The sequence below is a fragment of the Phreatobacter cathodiphilus genome, from assembly GCF_003008515.1.
Taxonomy (GTDB): domain Bacteria; phylum Pseudomonadota; class Alphaproteobacteria; order Rhizobiales; family Phreatobacteraceae; genus Phreatobacter; species Phreatobacter cathodiphilus.
Map to the genome: position 1 here is coordinate 3,977,331 of NZ_CP027668.1, position 19,230 is coordinate 3,996,560.

Genomic DNA, 19,230 nt, shown 5'->3' on the forward strand with positions numbered 1-19,230 from the left:
GAGGCCGGAGGGGTCCGCCTCCGGCCTCGGGTCCCTCGGGCCACGTCATCTCGGGGAGAGCATGCGCGCGGCCCTCGGGATCTCGGAAACGAGGGAGATCAGCGTCGCGACGCGATGAAGCCGCGGCAGGTGGCGCTGAGCTCGGCCTCGCGCGCCTTCAGGCACTGCACCAGGCGCCCGCCACCCGGCGAGACGCCCTGGCAGAGGCGCTGCACCTCGCCGCCGCAGGCCTCGCGGGCCTGGCCGCGCTGCGCGCCGGGCTGGGCCGCTTCGGCCAGCACCATTGACATGGCGATGATGACGGCGGCGAGGGCGGCGACGAAGGTCCAGAACAGCGGCGCCCTCAGCGGCGCGGTGAAGTCGCGGCCGCGCGGCGCGGTGGTGGAAGGACGGTCTTGGACGGCAGGCATGGGCAACCCCTGGCTGGTGACGATGGCCGGAGGATGCGGGTCCCCTGTTTCGGGGCTGTCGACGGATCGTGTCGGTTTGTGTCGGCCTACTTGATGCCGGCGCGCATGAAGCTCTGCACGAACTGGCGCTGGAACAGCAGGAAGCCGATCAGCAGCGGCGCCGAGGTCATCAGCGTCGCGGCGCAGATGATCGCCCAGTCGATGCCCTGGTCGGTGGAGGAGAAGACCTGCAGGCCGACGGTGAGCGGTCGCGATTCCACCGAATTGGTGACGATCAGCGGCCAGAGGAAGTTGTTCCAGTGATAGCTGACGGAGACGAGGCCATAGGCGATGTAGACGGGCCGGCCCAGCGGCACATAGACCCGCCAGAGCACCTGCATGGGGCTTGCCCCTTCCACCCGCGCCGCGTCGTCAAGCTCCTTCGGCACCATCTTGAAGGTCTGCCGCAACAGGAAGATGCCGAAGGCCGAGGCGACATAGGGCAGGCCGATGGCGGGAATGGAATCGAGCACGCCGAGGCGGCTCATCGTCTTGTAGTTCTCGACGATCAGCACGTCCGGCATGATCATGAGCTGGGCGAGGACGAGGGCGAAGACCACCGTCGCGCCGGGGAACTCGTAGCGCGCGAAGGCGAAGGCGGCGAGCGTGCAGAGCACGAGCTGGCAGGCGAGCACGCCCGTCACCAGCAGGAAGGTGTTGAGGAAGTAGCGGGCGAAGGGCGCCGCCTCCCAGGCCCGCTTGAAATTGTCGAGGGTGAGCGGCGCGAACAGCTCGAAGCGCGTGGAGAATTCCGACGGATGGAAGGCCGTCCACACCGCATAGGCGAGCGGCGCGATCCAGATCAGCGCGAGGAGCCAGGCGCCCGCCGTCTCCGCCACCTTGCCCCAGCCCCGCGGTGCATAGACCTCGCTCATGCCGCCCTCACCGGTAGTGCACGCGGCGTTCGAGCACGCCGTACTGGATGAGGGCGAGGAGGCCGAGCAGGGCGAGCAGCACGACAGTCAGCGCCGCCGCATAGCCCGTGTCCCAGAAGGAGAAGCCGACCTGGTAGATGTAGAAGAGCAGCAGTGCCGTGGCGTTGTCCGGCCCGCCGCGGGTCATGACGAAGATGTGGTCGATGGTGCGGAAGGCGCCGATGACCGCGTTGACCAGCACGAAGAGCGTCGTCGGCATCAGCAGCGGGAACTGGATCCGGCGGAAATAGGTCCAGCGGGACGCGCCCTCCAGCGCGGCCGCTTCCGCGAGGCTCGGCGAGATGGTCTGCAGCGCCGCGAGATAGAAGATCATGAAGAAGCCGGCTTCCTTCCACACCGCCACGACGGTGACGGCGAAGAGCGCGGTCTCGTTGGAGCCGAGCCAGTTCGGCCCCGTGATGCCGAAGGCGCCGAGGATCTGCGCCAGCAGCCCGTATTGCGGCGTGTAGAAGAACAGCCAGATGTTGGCCACCGCGATCATCGGCAGCACGGTCGGCGTGAAATAGGCCATGCGCACCAGCGTCCGGCCGGCGATCCGGTCGTTGACCCACACCGCCATCAGTAGGGCGAGGGCGATGGAGGTCGGGATCGTCCCGAGCGCGAACCACAGGTTGTTCCACATCGCCTGCCAGAAGATGGGGTCGGCCATCATCTGTTCGAAATTGGCGGGCCCGACGAAGCGCGAGGGCCGGCGCGGCCGCGGCGTCGAATAGACGCTGTCGATTAGCGTGTTCACCGCCGGCCAGTGGGTGAACAGGATCAGCAGGGCGAGCGAGGGCCCCAGCATCAGCCAGGCGTGGATCCAGGTGCGGGTCTGGGTGCGGTACTGCAAGCGGCTCACGGCGGGGTTGGCGGGCGGCCGCTTCACGCGACCGCCCGGCAGGGCATCAGCGATAGGAGCGCAGAATCCGCTCGGCCTCGGCCTGCGAGTCCTTCATGGCGGCCTCCGGCGTCTTGGTGCCGTTGAGGGCGGCCTGCAGGCCGTCGTTGAGAGCCTTGGTGACGCGCTGGTTCTCGTGGGTCGAGAGCTCGGCCACCGCGTACTGGAGCTGATCGCGGGCGACCGCCGCGGCCGGGAAGCCGGCGACATACTCCTTCATCGCCGGCGTATCCCAGGAATCCTTGCGCACCGCGACGTAGCCGGTGTCGATGCCCCACTTGGCGGCCCGCTCCGGGGTGGTGATCCACTGGATGAACTTGAAGGCGGCCTCCTGCTCGGCGCGCGAGGCCTTCTTCGACAGGTAGAAGTTGCCGCCGCCCGTGGGGCTGCCGCGCCGCTTGCCCGCTGCCAGCATGCCGACCCCGAAGGGGAACTTGGCATTGGTGCGCACATTGGTGAGGTTGCCCGTGGTGGTCCACATCATCGCGCACTTCTTCTCGAAGAAGTCGCGCGGCGTGGTGCCCCACTCGACGATGCCGGTCGGGTGCACCTTGTGCTTGCGGGAGAGGTCCACCCAGTACTGCAGCGCCTCGACGACGCCCGGCGCGTCATAGGCGGTGCGGGTGCCCTCCTTGTTCATCAGCACGGCGTCCGCCTGGATGGCGAGGGCCTGGAACAGCCAGTAGGGGAAGCCGGAGGACGGGATTTGCAGGCCCCACTGGGTGGTGTTGGCGCCGTCGCGCTTGGTCAGCTTCTCGGCGAAGGCGACCTGCTCGGCCCAGGTCTGCGGCGGCTTCTCGGGGTCGAGGCCGGCTTCCTTAAACAGATCCTTGTTCCAGTAGAGCACGATGGTCGAGCGCTGGAAGGGGATGCCCCAGGTCTTGCCGCCGGTCTGGCTGTTCTCCATGAAGCCGGGGAAGAAGCTCGCCAGCCAGGCCTTGTCGGCATCCGACTTGATGAAATCGTCGAAGGGAACGATGGCGTCCTCGTCGATCAGCGTGAACATGTCGGTGGATAGGAGCACCGAGGTCACCGGCGGCGTGCCGCTCTTGTGCGCGGTGATCGCCTTGACGATGGTCTCCTGGTAGGTGCCGGCATAGATCGGCTTCACCGTGATGCCGGCATTCTCCTTGGCGAAGTCGGCGGCATAGGCGTCGATCAGCTTGGTGATCGGGCCGCCCACCGCCACCGGATAGAAGAACGAGACCTCGACCTTGCCCTGGGCGAGGGCCGGGGCGGCGAGGAAGGAGCCGCCGATGGGCGCGGCGGCGAGCGCGCTGCCGGCCTTCAGCAGCGTACGGCGGTCGATGCGGTTGGACATGGCGTGATCTCCCTGAACATCTTTGTTGTGTGCCGGCTCATCATAACCGTTTGCCGGTCGCCGTGTCGAAAAAGTGCTCATGGTCGCTGTCCCACTCGAGGCCGATGGTCTGACCCTCGCCGAGCCCGATCTTTCCGGGCACGCGCACGATCAGCGGCTGGTCCGCGATACGGGCTTCGACGAGGCTGTCGGCCCCGAGGTATTCGACCGATGTGACGGTTGCATGAATTCCGTCATCCGCCAGTCGCAGATGCTCCGGTCGCACGCCGAGCGAGAGCGAGGCGGGATCGCGCCCGGCCGGCGCCCGCGCCGCCACCCTCGCGCCGAAGGCGGTGGCCGGGACGACGTTCATCGGCGGCGTGCCGACGAAGCGCGCGGTGAAGATCGTCGCCGGGCGGTTGTAGAGCTCCTCCGGCGTGCCGTGCTGTTCGACATGGCCGGCTCGCATCAGCACCACGCGGTCGGCCATGGTCATGGCCTCCACCTGGTCGTGGGTGACGTAGATCATGGTGACGCCGAGACGGCGCTGCAGGCCGCGGATCTCGCGCCGCATCTCCAGGCGAAGCTGCGCGTCGAGATTGGAGAGCGGCTCGTCCATCAGGCAGACCGGCGTCTCCGCGACGATGGCGCGCCCCAGCGCGACGCGCTGCTGCTGGCCGCCGGAGAGCTGCGAGGGCTTGCGGTCGAGGAGCTGGGAGAGGCCGAGTATGCCGGCGGCCTTCTCCAGCCGCTTCGCCCGCTCCGCCTTCGGCACCTTGCGCACCTCGAGGCCGAACAGGATGTTCTGCGCCACGGTGAGATGCGGAAACAGCGCGTAGCTCTGGAACACCATGGAGACGCCGCGCTCGGCCGGTGCCGCATGGGTCACGTCGCGTCCGCCGATGCGGATGGCGCCCCCGGTCGTCGATTCCAGACCGGCGATCAGCCGCAGCGTCGTCGACTTGCCGCAGCCGGAGGGGCCGAGGAGCGCCACGAGATGGCCCGGCGCCACGTCGAACGACACGGCCGACACCGCGTTCTGGGTGCCGAAGGCCTTGCTGACACCGTCCAGTGATACCTCGGCCACCTGCGTCCTCACCTGCCACCTGCCGTCCTCGGTCCGGCGGGGCGGCGACGAGCCATAGCGAATAGCACCGCTCGCTCCAAGGCCCCAGTGCCTCCGCCGGTCGACTTGCCGTCCCTCCCAGCGATACTGTCCCGGCTCAGGACCCCGCCTCGGGGGCGATGCAGGCGGCGAGCATGGAGTGCGCGACCGTCGCGTCGAGCCGGCCCATCTCGCCGATCAGCACGAGCCGGACCGCCCCGCCCGCAAGGCCCGCCGGCGCCGGACCGAGGGTGGCGCGCTCGCCCACCAGCTGGAACAGCATGGGCCGGGCCGGCTGCCCGGCGAAGGTCACGAAGCCCTTGGCGCGCACCAGGTGCGGCGCCAGCCGGCCGATCGCCGCCTGGAAGGCCGCGAGGTCCAGCGGCTTCTCGGCGGTGAAGGCCGTCGTCTCGAAGCGAGGCGTGGCGAAGCGCGCCCGCTCCGTCGCGCGGCTGTCCGGCGCCACAGGATCGTGCCCGCCGCCGGCAAAAGCGAGTTCCGGGGCGATGCGTCCCTCCTCCACGGGGAAGATCACCCGCGCCGGTTTCAGCGCCGCGACGGCGGCGCGGGCGCGGGCGAGGTCGCCCTCGTCGACCAGATCGGCCTTGTTCAGCGCGACGATGTCGGCGCTGGCGATCTGCGAGCGGCAGAGCGCGTCGTCGAGCAGGGCGGGGTCGTCGGCGAGCGCCCGCGCATCGGCCACCGCCACCACGGTCTCCAGCATGGCGTCCTTCCAGACCACGGGATCGAGCAGGCTGCGCACCACCTCGGCCGGGTCCGACACGCCGCTCGTCTCGATGACGATGGCCTCCGGCGGCGGCTCGCGCCTGAGCAGGCCGGAGAGGGTCCGCAGCAGGTCACCCTGCAGCGAGCAGCAGATGCAGCCGTTGGAAAGGCTCATGACGCCGTCGGCATTCTCGGCGATCAGGTCGGCGTCGATGTTGATCGCGCCGAAATCGTTGACCACCGCCGCGAGCCGCCGGCCCCGGCTGGCGGTGAGGAGATGGTTGATCAGGGTCGTCTTGCCCGCCCCGAGAAAGCCGGTGACGAGGATGACCGGAACGGCCATGCCCCGCTCAGGCCGCCTTGACGGGGCGGCGGACCGGCCGGCCCGGCCGCGCATCCCGCACCAGTGCGCCATCGGAGATCACCGCATCGCCGTTGACGATGACGTGGCGCATGCCCTCCGAGGCACGGTTCATCGCCTTGAACTCGGCCCGGTCGGTCAGCGTGTCGTAGTCGAAGACGACGATGTCGGCGTCGGCTCCGGCCTTGAGCCGCCCCTTGGTGCGCATGGCCGGCGTGCTCTCCGCCAGGATGTCGGCGGGGATCTGCGTGCATTTGGCGAGGCCGTCGATGAGCGGCAGCATCTCCCGCTCGCGCACATACTGGCGCAGGAACCGCGTGAACGTGCCCGACGAGCGCGGATGCGAGCTCGTGCCCTCGGGAAGCGGCCAGGCCTCGCCGTCATAGACCGAGCCGTCCGGATTGGTCCACGGCATGGCGTCGGAAGCGATGGCCCCGCCGGGATAGAGCACGGAGACGTCGAGGAGATCGCGATGGCGGGTATTGGCCTCGACGTCGAGGAAGTGCCAGAGCACCAGCGAGCCGGGGTCCTGCGCCTGTGCCGCCAGGAGGTCCTCGCGGTTGTGGAAGGTGCGGCCCGTATCGACCATCTCGATGGATTCGTAGGTGCCGCCGGTGCGCTCGGGAAAGGCCGGGTCGGCGAAGAAGGTGGCGCCGAGCACGGTCGAGCCGGTTCCGTAGGGATAGGCCTCCACGGTGATCTTCAGCCCGAGGTCCTGCGCCTTCCGGATCAGCGCCGCGGCGCGCTCCACGTCCTGCAGGCTGGTGCTGTTGAAGTGGCAGATGTGCATGTGGGCGCCGGTCGAGCCGGCATAGCCGACGAGGCGCGTATAGGCCTCGATCGAGCTCCTCGGGTCGATGTTGGAGGCATAGGCGACGTGGGTATAGGTCGGCACGCCATAGTCGGCGGCGAGCGAGCAGACCGCCGACATCTCCTTGACGCCGGCGCCCGGCGCATAGGCGTTGAGGATGCCGATGCCGATGCCGCCCTCATCGAGGCCCTGGCGGATGCGGCGGATGATCTCCTTCATCTCCGCGTCGGTGGCGACGTTGTCGATCCAGCGCTTGTCGTTGGAATTGCGGCCCATGAAGCCGAGATCGGCCTCCGGCTCGATGCCGAGCATGGCCGCGATGCGGGCGAAGGCCCAGTTCGCCGCCGTGCCGTAGTTGAGGACGCGGCCCTTCTTCGCTTGGTTCTCGTACCAGAGCGCCACGGGAAGAACGCCCGCCTCCAGTTCCAGCGTCGTCGTCACCCCGTCGAAGGCCTGCATGCGGTCGGCGGCGACCGTCTGGCCGTGGGCGTGGAGATCGATGAAGCCCGGCGCCACGACGAGGCCGGAGGCGTCGATCTCGCGGGTGCCATCGCCGCTCACGGCGCCGACGGCGGCGATGCGGCCCTTCGCCACGGCCACGTCGCAGACGCGGTCCAGCCGGCTCTCCGGATCGATGACCCGGCCGTTGCGGATGACGAGGTCGAAGGTGCCGGCGGCAGAAGCAGGGGTCATGTCGGTTCTCGATCAGCGGATGCGGGGCTTCCGGGGCGCGGCGATCTTAGGGAGGGGGCGCCGGCGAAGTCGAGGCGGCAGGGCGGGCATCAGCCGCGCATTCCCGGCATTGGGAACCTTGTGATCGGCGGCGGGCTTGATCCGGCGGCCGTCTCCGCCACCCTTAGGGGCATTCGCCGAGCCACGGAGTCCCGATGCGCGCCTGCCTGCTCCTCCTCCTGGCCCTGATCGTCTCCCCCGCAACCGCCCAGGAGCTGCGCGGGCATGGCGGCCCGGTGCGCGCCCTCGCCGCCGCACCGGACGGGCGCATGGCGCTGTCGGGATCGTTCGACACCTCCGCCATCCTCTGGGACCTCGAGCGCGGCCTCGCCCTGGCGGTGCTGCGCGGCCATGACAGCTCCGTCAACGCCGCGCTGGCCCTGCCCGACGGGCGCTTCGTCACCGGCGGCGAGGACGGCCGCGTCCTTCTCTGGCGCCCGGGGCGTGCCGAGCCGGAGGGCCGGATCGAGGGTCATACGGGCCCGGTGGCCGGCCTCGCCCTCTCGCCCGACGGACGCCTGCTCGCCTCCGCGTCCTGGGACGGCACGGTGCGGGTGACGCCGCTCGGCGGCGGCGAGGCCCGCGTCCTCTCGGGCCATCGCGGGCCGGTGAACGCCGTCGCCTTCACCCCCGACGGCGCCGCGATCGTCTCCGGGGGCCACGACGCGGCGCTGCGCATCACCCCGCTCGCCGGCGGGACCGCCCGCAGCATCGATCTCGGCCTGCCGGTGGCGGGTCTCGCGGTGGCGCCCGACGGCGAGATCCTCGCCGGCGGCGCCGACGGCAGGCTGCGCTTCCTCGCGCCCGACGGAACCCGTCGCGGCGAGGTCGCCGCCGCCGAGACGCCCATCGTCGCCGTCGCCCTCTCGCCCGACGGCCGGCGCGTCGCCGCGGCCGGCATCCGTGGTTCGGTGGCGCTGGTGGACCGCGCTTCCCGCACCGTCGAACGTGTGCTGGTGGGGCCCGGCCTTCCGGTCTGGTCGCTCGCCTTCCGCCCCGGCACGGACGAACTCATGACCGGCGGCGGCGACCGCCTGGTGCGGCGCTGGCTCGCCTCCACCGGCGAGCATCTCGGCGCGGTGGTGATGGCCCGTCCCTCCGACCGCCTCGCCGGCCTCGCCGACCATCCGGGCGCCGAGGTCTTCCGCGCCTGTTCCGCCTGCCACACGCTCGGCCCCGACGACGGCAACCGCGCCGGCCCGACGCTGCACGGCGTCATAGGCCGGCGCATCGCGACCGCGCCGGGCTACGACTATTCGCCGGCCCTGCGCGGCATGGACATCGTCTGGACCAAGGAGACCATCGCCCGCCTCTTCGAGATCGGGCCGAACGCCTATACGCCGGGCACCAAGATGCCCGAGCAGCAGGTGACCGACCCGGACGACCTCAAGGCCCTCGTCGACTTCATCGCCAAGGCGACCGGCGCGGAATAGCTCAGTTGAGCCCGTCCTTGCCGGCCTTGGCCTCGGCCAGATAGTCCTCGCTCGTGCGCACGCGCGGGCGTTCCTGCGCCCCATAGGGGTCGAAGCCCTCGTTGACCACGCGCTCGACGCGGCAGTCCTCGCACATGAACAGCGCCTCCCGCCGCCGCGCATTGGCACCGGAGAACATCCAGTGCCCCTCGAGCTTGGCGGCGATCCGCTCGATGGTGGACTTGGTGCCGAAGGCCTTGCCGCAGGCAGTGCAGTGGAACGGCTCTTCCTCCTTCACCACCCGCCGCGGCTCGCGCCAGGCGACGAAGTCGAGCTGCGGCACGAGGTCGATGGCGTCCTCCGGGCAGGTCTGTTCGCACAGGCCGCACTGGACGCAGAGGCTCTCGGTGAAGCGCAGCATCGGCCGGTCGGGATTGTCCGACAGCGCCGCCGTCGGGCAGGCGGAGACGCAGGCGAGGCAGAGCGTGCAGGCCTCCACGTTGACATGGGCCTTGCCGAAGGGCGCGCCCGCCTGGAGCGGGATGACGTCCACCGGCGCCGGCGCGGCGTCGTGCAGCTCGAGGACGGAGAGTTCGAGCAGGCCGCGCTTCGTCCCCATCGGCAGGAAGGTCGAGGGTTTCGGCGAGGGCGTCGCGGCGAAGGGCACCGCGAGGGCTTCCGCCAGCATGTCGGGATCGTCTGTCTCCACCAGCCTGATCACGTCGGCGCCGTAGCCGAGCGCCGCGACGACGGAGCGCGTCGTCTCCAGCGTCCGCATCAGCCCGAGGAGGTCGTGCTTCGGCCTGGCGCGGCCGAGAACGGCGACGCCAGCCGCGCCATAGGCCAGGGCGGCGGCGAAGAGCTCCGGCCCGGCCTGGGTGATCTCGTTCACCTGAAGCGGCAGCACATGAGCCGGCAGGCCGGCGCCAAACCGCGCCAGCGCGTCGATCAGCGGCAGGCCGTGGTCGCCGTCGTGGACCAGCAGCACCGCGCCGGTGCCACCGGCGCCGGTATAGGTCGTCAGAAGCGCCCTGAGACGGCCGAGCATGGCGTCGACCGGCGGCAGCGCATAGGCGGCCGCGCCCGTCGGGCAGGCGGCGGCGCACTGGCCGCAGCCGGCGCAGACGGCGGGATCGATGGCGACGTGGTCGCCGTCCGGGCTGATGGCGCCGGTCGGGCAGAGGTCGAGGCAGCGGGTGCAGCCGGTGATCTTGTTGCGCGAATGGGCGCAGAGATCGGCGGTGAAGGTGACGAAGCGCGGCTTGTCGAAGGTGCCGACCAGGCCCGAGGCCTCACCGATCAGCTTCTCCACCGCCGCCGCATCGCGCGGGTCGGCGCGCAGGTAGCCGGGCCTCAGCTCATGCGCCGGGAACAGCGGCACGCCGCCCGAGAGGTCGATGACGAGGTCGGAGGTGGAGGAGGCGCCGTTGCGCGGCGCCTGCCACAGATAGCTCCGCCGCGACGAGGGCGCGGCCAGGGCATAGTCGTCGACGACGAGCGCGAAGGCGCCGAGATGGCCGCGCGCCGCGATGATCGTGCCCTTCACCACGGGAAAGGCGGTCTCGCGCTGCGGCGCCACCTCGCCCGGCCGGGTCAGCAGCACGGTGACGTCGAGGCTCGCCGAGAGCCGGCGCGCCACCTCCACCGCCACCTCGTCGCGGCCGTAGACGAGGGCGACGCCCTTCGATTCGAGCGTCACGGCCTGGATCGGCGGCATCTCGACGGTCGCCGCCGCCAGCAGCGCCGCCGTCTTCGGGCCGGCCTTCGCCGCATCCGCCGACCAGCCCGCCTGCTCCCGCACATTGGCGAAGGTCAGCCGGCCTGCATGGCCGAGATCCTCGGCCACTTCGGAAAAGAGCGGCGCTTCCTGGGTGCAGGCCACCGTGACGTCGCCGCCCTGGGCCACCACCGCCTTGAAGAAGTCGAGCTCCTTGCGGCACAGCTGGTCGGCGGTGCGGACCTTGGTCCGGCACGCCTTCGCCACCGTTTCCCCATGCAGCGGCATGGTTTCCTCGCAGGAGCAGAGGAATGTGGTGCCTGCCGTCATTGCGCTCTCCGGGCCGCGGCTCTTTCCGCCACGCGTCATCTTCATATATTGGAAGCAGTCAAAAGAACCAGACCGGCCTGTCGCCGCGCCCCCGAAACAAGGGACTTCATGGCCCTCGTCACGCTCCGCGCCCCCTCGACGCTCGACCTGCCGCCCGGTTTCCGCGCCGTTCCCCTGCGCGAATCGGGCGACGCCTTTGCCCATGCCTGCCGCACGGCGGCGGAGGAGGGCGCCGGGACGCTCGTCTGGGTGCGACGTTTCGACCTCGCCGAATTCGCCGTGATCCTTGAGCCGGACCAGCCGCTGGCCGAGGCGCGCAAGGCCTTCTTCATGGGGATGAACGCCACCGCCGACGCCATCGCCGCCCTCTGCCCGCCCGAGCGCAGCGTCGCCTTCGCCTTTCCCGACGCGATCCGCTTCGACGGCGGCCTCGTCGGCGGCGGCAGGCTCGGCTGGCCGAAGCGCTGCGCCGAGGACGAGGTGCCGGACTGGCTGGTCTTCGCGGCGAGCGTGCGCGTCTCCTTCTCCGGCCTCATGGAGCCGGGACAGGCGCCGACCGCCGCCGCCCTCGACGAGGAGGGCTTCGAGGGCGTCGGCCCGGCTATGCTGGTGGAGAGCTTCGCCCGCTTCCTGCTGCGCGCCGTCGACATCGTCCAGCACCAGGGCTTCGCGCCCGTCGTCGCGGACTATGTCCAGCGCCTCGCCAAGGACCGTCCGGGCGACACGCTCTCGATCGCGCCCGACGGCGACCTGATCATCCGTCCTGCGGTCGGCGACATGGAGCGCCGCATCGGCTTCCTCGCCGGGCTGACGGCCGCCGCCTGGCTCGACCGCGACACGGGAGGGCCGAAGCTGTGATGATGCTGCGGACCATCCGCCTCGACCCGTCCGACACCTTCGTGTTCCCCGTCGCCGCCGAACCGGGCGAGTGGGCCGTCACCGGCTCCTTCCTGTTCTGGGGCCGCGACGTCGCCGCCCTCGCCGGCAAGGAACGCGCCGCCTTCCGCTCCGGCTTCGCCGGCGTCTCCTCCCTCGGCTTCTCGACCCTCGTCGTCGCCCAGCCGATCCGCGCCGAGGAGCGCGCCGCCGCCGTCGACAGCCTCGCCCGCCATCTCGTCGACCGCCTCGGCGCCCCCGACATGGACGCGGCCCGCGCCGCGGCGGCGGAGGAGATCGCCTTCGCCGCCTCCCTCGCCGAGCATCCCGAGGGCACGCTCGTCGCCATGTACCGGGCCCTCGAGGCCGGCGAGATTCGCGAGCAGTTCCGCACCCTCGCCGCCCGCGAAAAGACCGCCGGCGCCGACAGTCTGCACGCCACGGCCCGCGCCTTCACCTTCCACGAGGAGGTGGAGGACGGCCCCGAGGAGCGGGTGGACCTGATCGACATGATGGCGGCCCGCAAATGACCACCGACACCCGCACCGTCACCGAGTTCTGGGTCTCCTCCGGCCATCACATGACCCGCCGCGTCGAGGGCGGCGGTCTTGCCGTCACCGACGAGATGATCCTCGCCTATCTCGCCCGCCCCGAACTGGTGCCGCCGCCAGAGGCCTGCACCGCCGAGCGCGCGCTCCACGCCGAACTGATGGCCGCGCCCCGCCGCCCCGTGACCGCCGCCATGATCGACGCCCTCGCCGACGAGGACGCCCGCGAGAACTGGCGCTTCATGATCGGCTTCCGCGACCGGCTCCTCGCCCATCCGAGCGTCGAGGCGGCCTATCTCTCCATCGTCCGCCAGGGCGCGAAGGGCGTGCCGCCGCTCTTCCTCAACCAGCTCGTCCATCTCGTCCTGCGCAATGCGCTGGACGGCTGCGAGGATCCCTTCGTCCTGCGCGCCGCCGAACTGCTGTTCCGCCCGCAGAAGGGTTCGCTCAAGGACGGCGCGCTGCTGCTCGCCGACCAAGAGTTGATCGAGAGCTTCGAGGCCGAACGGCAGGCGCTGCTCCACACCTCGCCGCTCGCCGCGATGATGGGTACCGACGCCATGGGCGACCTCGAGGTGATGACCGACGAGACCGCGCCCACCTACTGGTCGCGCTCGGACGCCTTCTCCATGGTCTTCAACCTCGGCGGCGACCCGCGCTCCCGCGAGGCCCTGTGCCGGGCGCTGGAGACCTGGATCGCCCACATGCTCGGCGTCGAGACCACCATCGCTCCGATCGAGCGCATCGAAGACGGGGACTGGCGCTGGTTCGTCGGCCTCGACGCCGAGGCGACCGCCATCGGCAACAGGCTGTGGCGGGGCGAGGCGGTGGACCCGGCCGACCAGAGCCGCGTCTGCGGCCTGTTCCGGCTCGATTTCGCCGATCCGCGCACCGTCGATCCCAAGCTAGCCGGCAAGCCTGTCTATCTCATCATGGCGCTGACCGAGGACATGATCCTCCGGGTCAAGCCGCAGAACCTGATCGTCGGCCTGCCGCTCGCCGGCCGGCAGGCGGCCTGAGGAGACGCCCATGCCCGTCCAGCACCTGACCGTCGGCATCGTCGCCGTGAAGCGCAAGCTGAACAATCCCTGGGTCGATTTCGAATGGCTTCCCGAGGCGGTGCTCCCCGGCCTTCCCGCCGTCGCGCCGGGCACGCGGATCGGTGCCGAAGGGGCGGTGGAACGCTGGTATATCGGCCCCGCGGACATCACGTTCCATTCCGGCGAGACGGCCCATTATCGCGACAATCTCGTCTCCGGCCGCCCCGCCGTCTGGGTGGCGCTGCGTGAGGGCGCCGACGGCGCCTGGACCGTGGCCGGCGCCACGGTGGATCCCTATGAGGGCGAGGCCTTCGTGGACGTGGTCACCGACAAGGTCGAGGCCCTGCCCATGCCGCACGAGATCGCCGTCGATCTCCAGGCCTTCGTCGACGCGCACCACGTCGACCAGCCCTTCTTCAAGCGCAAGCGCGACCGCAAGGACCCGCATGCCGAGCCGGATTACGGCCTCGGCCACCCCGCCCGCCAGCCGGGGAGGCGGTCGTGAGCGGTGCCGACAAGGGGTTTCTCTCCCGCTGGTCGCGGCTGAAGCGCCAGCCAGCCCCGGCACCCGAACCTCCGGCGCCGGCCGCAGAACCCGCCGCCGCGCCCCTGCCCGAGGGCCAGGCGCTGGACGACCTCTTGGCACAGCTTCCCCGCATCGAGGATCTCGTTCCCGGCCAGAGCCTCTCGGCCTTCATGCAGCCCTGGGTGCCGACCGGCATCCGCAACGCCGCGCTCCAGCGCATGTGGCTCCTCGACCCGGCGATCCGCGATTATGTCAGCCCGGCGCTCGACTACGCCTACGACTACAACACGCCCGGCGGCGCACCGGGATTCGGCCCGATGGAAACCGGCCGGGACGCCATCCGGGAGGTCGCCGAGATGTTCGACCGGGCCCTTGGCAAGGCGCCTGAGGCCGATGCGGCGACGGCGGCAGGCGAACACGACAATGTGTCGCAATCCGGTTCGGCAAACGCCCCTGCCGATGCTGCGATGCAGCAATCCTTCCCTGGCACGGCAGTCGTGCGCACGGAGGTATCCGGCGCCTCGGAAAAGACGTCTGGAAAAGCACAGGAAATCGGCGGGGAAGACGCGAAGGCCCCTGCTGCGGTGCACAAGAGTGCGAGTGAAACGAAGGACTTGCGGCCTGTCGGTCGCCGCCACGGAGGGGCGCTGCCGGGTTAGGAAGGCCCTATGATCGCTTGCCATCACCCCTCATAGCTTGTAGCTATTCTAAGGCAAATGTGGTCAGCCTATGACCAAGGCGCGGGACAGCGCCGGTCGGGTTCCAAGGGATTGGGCAGCAGTGCGTGAGCGGGGACTAGAGGAAGCGATCAAGGCGGTCGGCGGGGTGGGTGCCCTGGCGCGGGCGCTCGGCATTTCGCAGCCCTCCGTCTCGAGCTGGAGCCGCGTTCCGCCCGAGCGCGTCATCGCCGTCGAGAAGGTCTCCGGGGTCGGCCGCCATGTTCTGCGCCCCGACCTCTATCCCGAGAGCCGCTCCTCCATCGCCGTCGCCATGGAGGCTGCCCGCGACAAGGCCGGCACCGACGAGATGGACCGGCTGCGCTCCGCCGAATACGGACTGCTCGCCCTCCTGCTCTTCCGCGTGCCGACCGCCGAGGTTCTGCGCCAGGTCGCCGAGCTGAAGGGCGACGTCTCGGCCCTCGGCATGGCCCATCTCGCCCTGGCACGGGCGGCCGCCGAGACCGACGAGGAGAAGGTCGGCCGCGAGTTCTTCGACCTCTTCGTCGGCGTCGGACGCGGCGAACTGCTGCCCTACGCCTCCTACTATCTGACCGGCTTCCTGCACGAGCGGCCGCTCGCCGCCGTGCGGCAGTCCTTCGTCGACCTCGGCATCATTCGCGAGGACGGGTCGCGCGAGCCGGAAGACCATATCGCCCTGCTCTTCGACGTGATGGCGAACCTCGCCGCGCGGACGATCGGCGAGGGCTACGAGACGGAGAAGGCCTTCTTCGAGGCGCATCTGAAGCCTTGGGCCGGCCGCTTCTTCGCGGATCTGGAATCGATGACGAACAGGCCTTTCTACGCCGCGGTGGGCGCGGTCGGCCGGCTGTTCGTCGCCATCGAAGACGAGGCTTTCTCCTTCGACGCCTGAGGCGCGGAGGACGAATGGGAGGACACGACCATGTCGGATCATGCCAAAACCAAGGGAAACGCCGGAGCTCCGGCCCGCCGCGACTTCCTCAAGGCGATGACCGGTGCCTCGGCCGTCGCCGCGGCCGCCGTGGTCGGCTCCGAGCCCGCCGAGGCCCAGGCCGTCACCCGTGAAAGCCGCGACGAGCGCACCAAGGCCCGCTACCAGGCCAATTCGGCGCACGTCCAGGCCTTCTACCGCACCAACCGCTACTGAGAGGCGCCCCCCCATGCTCATCAAGCGCAAGTCCGAGGACGCCGCCCGCACCCGTCTCGCCGGCCTCGCCGGCGGCCTGACCTCCGGTGTGATGGATCGCCGTACCTTCCTCGCCCGCTCGGGCCTCACCGCCGCCGGCGCCATCGCCGTCGGCTCGCTGACTTTGGGCGCGGTGCGCCGCGCCGAGGCCGTCGCCGCGCCCCAGCCGGGCGTCGCCATCACGGTCAAGAAGAACCTCTGCACCCACTGCTCGGTCGGCTGCACCGTGCGCGCCGAGGTGCAGAACGGCGTCTGGACCGGCCAGGAGCCGGCCTGGGAGAGCCCGATCAACCGCGGCACCCACTGCGCCAAGGGCGCCGCCTCCCGCGAGCTCGTCTTCGGCGAGCGCCGCGTCAAATATCCGATGAAGCTCGTCGGCGGCCAGTGGCAGCGCATCTCGTGGGACCAGGCGTTCAACGAGATCGGCGACAAGATGATGGAGATCCGCGGCAAGTCCGGCGCCGATTCCGTCTACATGCTCGGCTCGGCCAAGTTCACCAACGAGGCGGCCTATCTGTTCCGCAAGTTCGCCGCCTTCTGGGGCACCAACAACGTCGACCACCAGGCCCGCATCTGCCACTCCACCACCGTGGCGGGCGTCGCCAACACCTGGGGCTACGGCGCCCAGACGAACTCCTACAACGACATCCGCAACTCCAAGACCATGATCATCATGGGCGGCAACCCCGCCGAGGCCCATCCCGTTTCGCTGCAGCACGTGCTGAGCGGCAAGGAGATGAACCGCGCCAACATGATCGTCATCGACCCCCGCATGACGCGCACCGCGGCCCATGCGACCGAATATGTGCGTATCCGCTCCGGCACCGACATTCCGGTGATCTGGGGCATCATGTGGCACATCATCAAGAACGGCTGGGAGGACAAGGACTTCCTCGCCAAGCGCGTCTACGGCATGTCCGAGGCGCTGAAGGAAGTGGAGAAGTGGGACCCCAAGACCGTCGAGGACGTCACCGGCGTTCCCGGCGCGCAGCTCGAGCGGGTCGCCAAGCTCTTCGCCACCGAGAAGCCCTCGACGCTGATCTGGTGCATGGGCGCCACCCAGCACACGGTCGGCACCGCCAACGTGCGCGCCTACTGCACGCTGCTCCTGCTCACCGGCAACGTCGGCTCCGCCGGCACCGGCGCCAACATCTTCCGCGGCCACACCAACGTCCAGGGTGCGACCGACCTCGGCCTCGATGTCGGCAACCTGCCGCTCTATTACGGCCTGGTCGAGGGCGCGTGGCGCCATTGGGCCCGCGTCTGGGACGTGCCCTACGACTATTTCGTCTCCCGCTTCGACGACGTGCCGGCCAAGGCCGGGCGCGGCGCCCGCACGGGCAAGCAGAACATGGAGGTCTCGGGCATCCCCTCCACCCGCTGGTTCGACGCCACCCTGCTCCCCGGCGAGCAGGTCGACCAGAAGGACAACGTCAAGGCCATGTTCGTCATGGGCCACGGCGGCAACACGATCCCGCGCGTGCCCGGCGCGGTCGAGGGCCTCGGCAAGCTCGACCTGCTCGTGGTGGTCGATCCCCATCCGACCAACTTCGTCTCGCTCGGCAACCGGCGCGACGGCACCTACATCCTGCCCGCCTGCACCAACTTCGAGTGTGACGGGTCGCGCACCGCCTCCAACCGCTCCATCCAGTGGGGCGAGAAGGTGGTCGAGCCGATCTTCGAATCGGCCAACGACTACTGGATCATCTACAAGTTCGCCCAGAAGCTCGGCTTCGCCGGCGAGATGTTCAAGAACATCCAGATGGTGAAGGGCAAGTACGGCGACGAGCCCCAGGCCGAATCCATCCTGCGCGAGATCAACCGCGGCGGCTGGTCCACCGGCTATACCGGCCAGTCGCCGGAGCGCATCAAGGCGCACATGGCGAACCAGGACAAGTTCGACATCGTCACCCTGCGCGCGCCGAAGGAGCTCGCCGACATCGGCGGCGACTATTACGGCCTGCCCTGGCCCTGCTGGGGCAAGCCGGAGGTCCGCCACCCCGGCACGCACATCCTCTACAACACAAACCTGCGCATGATGGACGGCGGCGGCGCCTTCCGTCCGCGCTTCGGCCTGGAGCGCAACGGCGAGACCCTGCTGGCGCAGAACTCCTGGAACCTCGATTCCCCGATCCAGGACGGCTATCCGGAGTTCACCTATGCCGTGTTCCAGCGCCTCGGCTGGGACGCCGACCTGACGGCGGAGGAGAAGGCGCAGATCGAACGCCAGGGCGGCGCCAATGTCGGCGCGGTGTCCTGGGCCACCGACCTGTCGGGCGGCATCCAGCGCGTCTGCCTGCAGAAGAACGTGGTGCCCTTCGGCAACGGCAAGGCCCGCGCCATCGCCTGGAACCTGCCCGATCCCGTGCCGATCCATCGCGAGCCGATCTACACGCCCCGCCCCGATCTCGTGGCCAAGTATCCGGCCCGCGCCGACGAGCGGAACCTGCGCATGCCCAACCTCCACACGACCTACCAGAAGGGCGCCGTGGACAAGGGCATCGCCCGCCAGTTCCCGATCATCCTCACCTCCGGCCGCCTGGTCGAATATGAGGGCGGCGGCGAGGAGACGCGGTCCAACAAGTGGCTCGCCGAGCTGCAGCAGGACATGTTCGTCGAGATCAACCCGCGGGATGCCGCCCAGCGCAACATCGCCGACGGCGGCTGGGTCTGGGTGGCCGGCCCCGAGGGCGGCCGCGCCCGGGTCAAGGCGCTCGTCACCGAGCGCGTCGGTCCCGGCGTCGCCTGGATGCCGTTCCACTTCGGTGGCTGGTACCAGGGCGAGGACCAGCGCAAGAACTATCCGCAGGGGGCCGATCCGATCGTCCTCGGCGAGAGCGTCAACACCGTGACCACCTACGGCTACGACCCGGTGACGGGCATGCACGAAGGCAAGGCCACGCTCTGCCAGATCCAGGCGGCGTGAGAGGGAGGACCGAACCATGGCCCGCATGAAATTCCTCTGCGACGCTGATCGCTGCATCGAGTGCAACGCCTGCGTCACCGCCTGCAAGAACGAGCACGACGTGCCGTGGGGCATCAACCGCCGGCGCGTCGTCACCCTCAACGACGGCAAGCCGGGCGAGCGCTCCATCTCCATGGCCTGCATGCACTGCACCGACGCGCCCTGCGCGGCGGTCTGTCCGGTGAACTGCTTCTACACCACGGCGGATGCGGTCGTGCTCCACTCCAAGGAGCTGTGCATCGGCTGCGGCTACTGCTTCTACGCCTGCCCCTTCGGCGCACCGCAATATCCGCGCGTCGGCAATTTCGGCTCGCGCGGCAAGATGGACAAGTGCACCTACTGCGCCGGCGGCCCCCTCGCCGACGGCTCCGCCGCCGAATACGCCTCCTACGGGGCCAACCGCCTCGCCGAGGGCAAGCTGCCGCTCTGCGCCGAGATGTGCTCCACCAAGGCGCTGCTCGCCGGCGACAGCGACATGATCGCGACCATCTACAAGGAGCGCGTGCTGAAGCGCGGCTACGGCTCCGGCGCCTGGGGCTGGCAGACGGCCTACAAGGAAACCATCGCCATCTGATCCGTCGCGGCGGCGGGTTCGCCCGCCGCCTCATCGCCTCGTCAATTCCGGATGGCCGC

Annotated in this window: 18 protein-coding genes; 10 read left to right on the forward strand and 8 right to left on the reverse strand. The window is 70.0% G+C overall.

Annotated features, from left to right (window positions below; genetic code table 11):
* Positions 1-98 precede the first annotated feature (98 nt).
* The 7 genes from C6569_RS19055 to C6569_RS19085 all read right to left on the reverse strand — a co-directional run bounded on the left by C6569_RS19055 (position 99) and on the right by C6569_RS19085 (position 7,260).
* Positions 99-410 carry a cysteine rich repeat-containing protein gene (locus C6569_RS19055; RefSeq protein ID WP_106750353.1) on the reverse strand — a complete coding sequence of 104 codons (312 nt, stop codon included), beginning with the start codon at positions 408-410 and terminating at the stop codon, positions 99-101.
* An 86-nt stretch (positions 411-496) separates the two neighbouring features.
* Positions 497-1,324 carry a carbohydrate ABC transporter permease gene (locus tag C6569_RS19060; RefSeq protein WP_106750354.1) on the reverse strand — a complete coding sequence of 276 codons (828 nt, stop codon included), beginning with the start codon at positions 1,322-1,324 and terminating at the stop codon, positions 497-499.
* A gap of 7 nt (positions 1,325-1,331) precedes the next feature.
* A complete protein-coding gene (locus C6569_RS19065) occupies positions 1,332-2,171 on the reverse strand; it encodes a carbohydrate ABC transporter permease (RefSeq protein ID WP_106751141.1) in 840 nt (279 codons plus the stop codon).
* Between the two features lie 100 nt (positions 2,172-2,271).
* A complete protein-coding gene (locus tag C6569_RS19070) occupies positions 2,272-3,585 on the reverse strand; it encodes an ABC transporter substrate-binding protein (protein ID WP_106750355.1) in 1,314 nt (437 codons plus the stop codon).
* Between the two features lie 40 nt (positions 3,586-3,625).
* Positions 3,626-4,651 (reverse strand): ABC transporter ATP-binding protein, encoded by a 1,026-nt coding sequence (locus tag C6569_RS19075; protein ID WP_106750356.1) that lies wholly within the window; start codon positions 4,649-4,651, stop codon positions 3,626-3,628.
* A 136-nt stretch (positions 4,652-4,787) separates the two neighbouring features.
* Positions 4,788-5,738, reverse strand: a complete 951-nt coding sequence (locus C6569_RS19080; protein ID WP_106750357.1) for a CobW family GTP-binding protein — start codon at positions 5,736-5,738, stop codon at positions 4,788-4,790.
* A gap of 7 nt (positions 5,739-5,745) precedes the next feature.
* Positions 5,746-7,260: an amidohydrolase family protein gene (locus tag C6569_RS19085; RefSeq protein ID WP_106750358.1), complete on the reverse strand. Its 1,515-nt coding sequence runs from the start codon at positions 7,258-7,260 to the stop codon at positions 5,746-5,748.
* Between the two features lie 194 nt (positions 7,261-7,454).
* On the opposite strand from C6569_RS19085, the gene C6569_RS19090 reads away from it, so the two are divergent.
* On the forward strand, positions 7,455-8,732 hold the full coding sequence (locus C6569_RS19090) for a c-type cytochrome (RefSeq protein ID WP_106750359.1): 1,278 nt from the start codon (positions 7,455-7,457) through the stop codon (positions 8,730-8,732).
* Between the two features lies 1 nt (position 8,733).
* Here the strand turns inward: C6569_RS19090 and C6569_RS19095 are convergent, their stop codons facing one another.
* Positions 8,734-10,758 carry a 4Fe-4S binding protein gene (locus C6569_RS19095; protein WP_106750360.1) on the reverse strand — a complete coding sequence of 675 codons (2,025 nt, stop codon included), beginning with the start codon at positions 10,756-10,758 and terminating at the stop codon, positions 8,734-8,736.
* Positions 10,759-10,866: 108 nt separating this feature from the next.
* Here C6569_RS19095 and C6569_RS19100 point away from each other — a divergent pair, with 108 nt between their 5' ends.
* From C6569_RS19100 to fdh3B, 9 genes are all read left to right on the forward strand, one after another.
* The gene (locus C6569_RS19100) at positions 10,867-11,616 is read left to right on the forward strand and encodes a biotin/lipoate--protein ligase family protein (protein ID WP_106750361.1); all 750 of its coding nucleotides are present in this window, start codon (positions 10,867-10,869) and stop codon (positions 11,614-11,616) included.
* A complete protein-coding gene (locus C6569_RS19105; protein WP_106750362.1) occupies positions 11,616-12,164 on the forward strand; it encodes a DUF6505 family protein in 549 nt (182 codons plus the stop codon). The genes C6569_RS19100 and C6569_RS19105 overlap by 1 nt, the downstream gene beginning before the upstream one ends.
* Complete coding sequence (locus tag C6569_RS19110; protein ID WP_106750363.1) at positions 12,161-13,201, forward strand: DUF6352 family protein; 1,041 nt, start codon at positions 12,161-12,163, stop codon at positions 13,199-13,201. Before C6569_RS19105 ends, C6569_RS19110 begins: the two co-directional genes overlap by 4 nt.
* Before the next feature lie 10 nt (positions 13,202-13,211).
* Complete coding sequence (locus C6569_RS19115) at positions 13,212-13,727, forward strand: DUF3305 domain-containing protein (RefSeq protein ID WP_106750364.1); 516 nt, start codon at positions 13,212-13,214, stop codon at positions 13,725-13,727.
* Positions 13,724-14,407, forward strand: a complete 684-nt coding sequence (locus C6569_RS19120; protein WP_106750365.1) for a DUF3306 domain-containing protein — start codon at positions 13,724-13,726, stop codon at positions 14,405-14,407. Before C6569_RS19115 ends, C6569_RS19120 begins: the two co-directional genes overlap by 4 nt.
* A gap of 121 nt (positions 14,408-14,528) precedes the next feature.
* The gene (locus C6569_RS19125; RefSeq protein WP_106750366.1) at positions 14,529-15,338 is read left to right on the forward strand and encodes a Cro/CI family transcriptional regulator; all 810 of its coding nucleotides are present in this window, start codon (positions 14,529-14,531) and stop codon (positions 15,336-15,338) included.
* A gap of 30 nt (positions 15,339-15,368) precedes the next feature.
* Positions 15,369-15,593 carry a twin-arginine translocation signal domain-containing protein gene (locus C6569_RS19130; RefSeq protein WP_106750367.1) on the forward strand — a complete coding sequence of 75 codons (225 nt, stop codon included), beginning with the start codon at positions 15,369-15,371 and terminating at the stop codon, positions 15,591-15,593.
* Positions 15,594-15,606: 13 nt separating this feature from the next.
* Positions 15,607-18,558, forward strand: coding sequence for a formate dehydrogenase subunit alpha (locus C6569_RS19135; protein ID WP_106750368.1), 2,952 nt, complete (start codon positions 15,607-15,609; stop codon positions 18,556-18,558).
* 16 nt (positions 18,559-18,574) lie between these two features.
* Positions 18,575-19,171, forward strand: a complete 597-nt coding sequence (gene fdh3B / locus C6569_RS19140) for a formate dehydrogenase FDH3 subunit beta (protein WP_106750369.1) — start codon at positions 18,575-18,577, stop codon at positions 19,169-19,171.
* Positions 19,172-19,230: the final 59 nt, after the last annotated feature.

Excerpts from the sequence above, each read along its gene's own strand:
- C6569_RS19055 (WP_106750353.1), bottom strand. The coding sequence starts at position 410 with ATGCCTGCCGTCCAAGACCGTCCTTCCACCACCGCGCCGCGCGGCCGC.
- C6569_RS19060 (WP_106750354.1), bottom strand. The coding sequence starts at position 1,324 with ATGAGCGAGGTCTATGCACCGCGGGGCTGGGGCAAGGTGGCGGAGACG.
- C6569_RS19065 (WP_106751141.1), bottom strand. The coding sequence starts at position 2,171 with ATGCTGGGGCCCTCGCTCGCCCTGCTGATCCTGTTCACCCACTGGCCG.
- C6569_RS19070 (WP_106750355.1), bottom strand. The coding sequence starts at position 3,585 with ATGTCCAACCGCATCGACCGCCGTACGCTGCTGAAGGCCGGCAGCGCG.
- C6569_RS19080 (WP_106750357.1), bottom strand. The coding sequence starts at position 5,738 with ATGGCCGTTCCGGTCATCCTCGTCACCGGCTTTCTCGGGGCGGGCAAG.
- C6569_RS19085 (WP_106750358.1), bottom strand. The coding sequence starts at position 7,260 with ATGACCCCTGCTTCTGCCGCCGGCACCTTCGACCTCGTCATCCGCAAC.
- C6569_RS19090 (WP_106750359.1), top strand. The coding sequence starts at position 7,455 with ATGCGCGCCTGCCTGCTCCTCCTCCTGGCCCTGATCGTCTCCCCCGCA.
- C6569_RS19095 (WP_106750360.1), bottom strand. The coding sequence starts at position 10,758 with ATGACGGCAGGCACCACATTCCTCTGCTCCTGCGAGGAAACCATGCCG.
- C6569_RS19100 (WP_106750361.1), top strand. The coding sequence starts at position 10,867 with ATGGCCCTCGTCACGCTCCGCGCCCCCTCGACGCTCGACCTGCCGCCC.
- C6569_RS19105 (WP_106750362.1), top strand. The coding sequence starts at position 11,616 with ATGATGCTGCGGACCATCCGCCTCGACCCGTCCGACACCTTCGTGTTC.
- C6569_RS19110 (WP_106750363.1), top strand. The coding sequence starts at position 12,161 with ATGACCACCGACACCCGCACCGTCACCGAGTTCTGGGTCTCCTCCGGC.
- C6569_RS19115 (WP_106750364.1), top strand. The coding sequence starts at position 13,212 with ATGCCCGTCCAGCACCTGACCGTCGGCATCGTCGCCGTGAAGCGCAAG.
- C6569_RS19130 (WP_106750367.1), top strand. The coding sequence starts at position 15,369 with ATGTCGGATCATGCCAAAACCAAGGGAAACGCCGGAGCTCCGGCCCGC.
- C6569_RS19135 (WP_106750368.1), top strand. The coding sequence starts at position 15,607 with ATGCTCATCAAGCGCAAGTCCGAGGACGCCGCCCGCACCCGTCTCGCC.
- fdh3B (WP_106750369.1), top strand. The coding sequence starts at position 18,575 with ATGGCCCGCATGAAATTCCTCTGCGACGCTGATCGCTGCATCGAGTGC.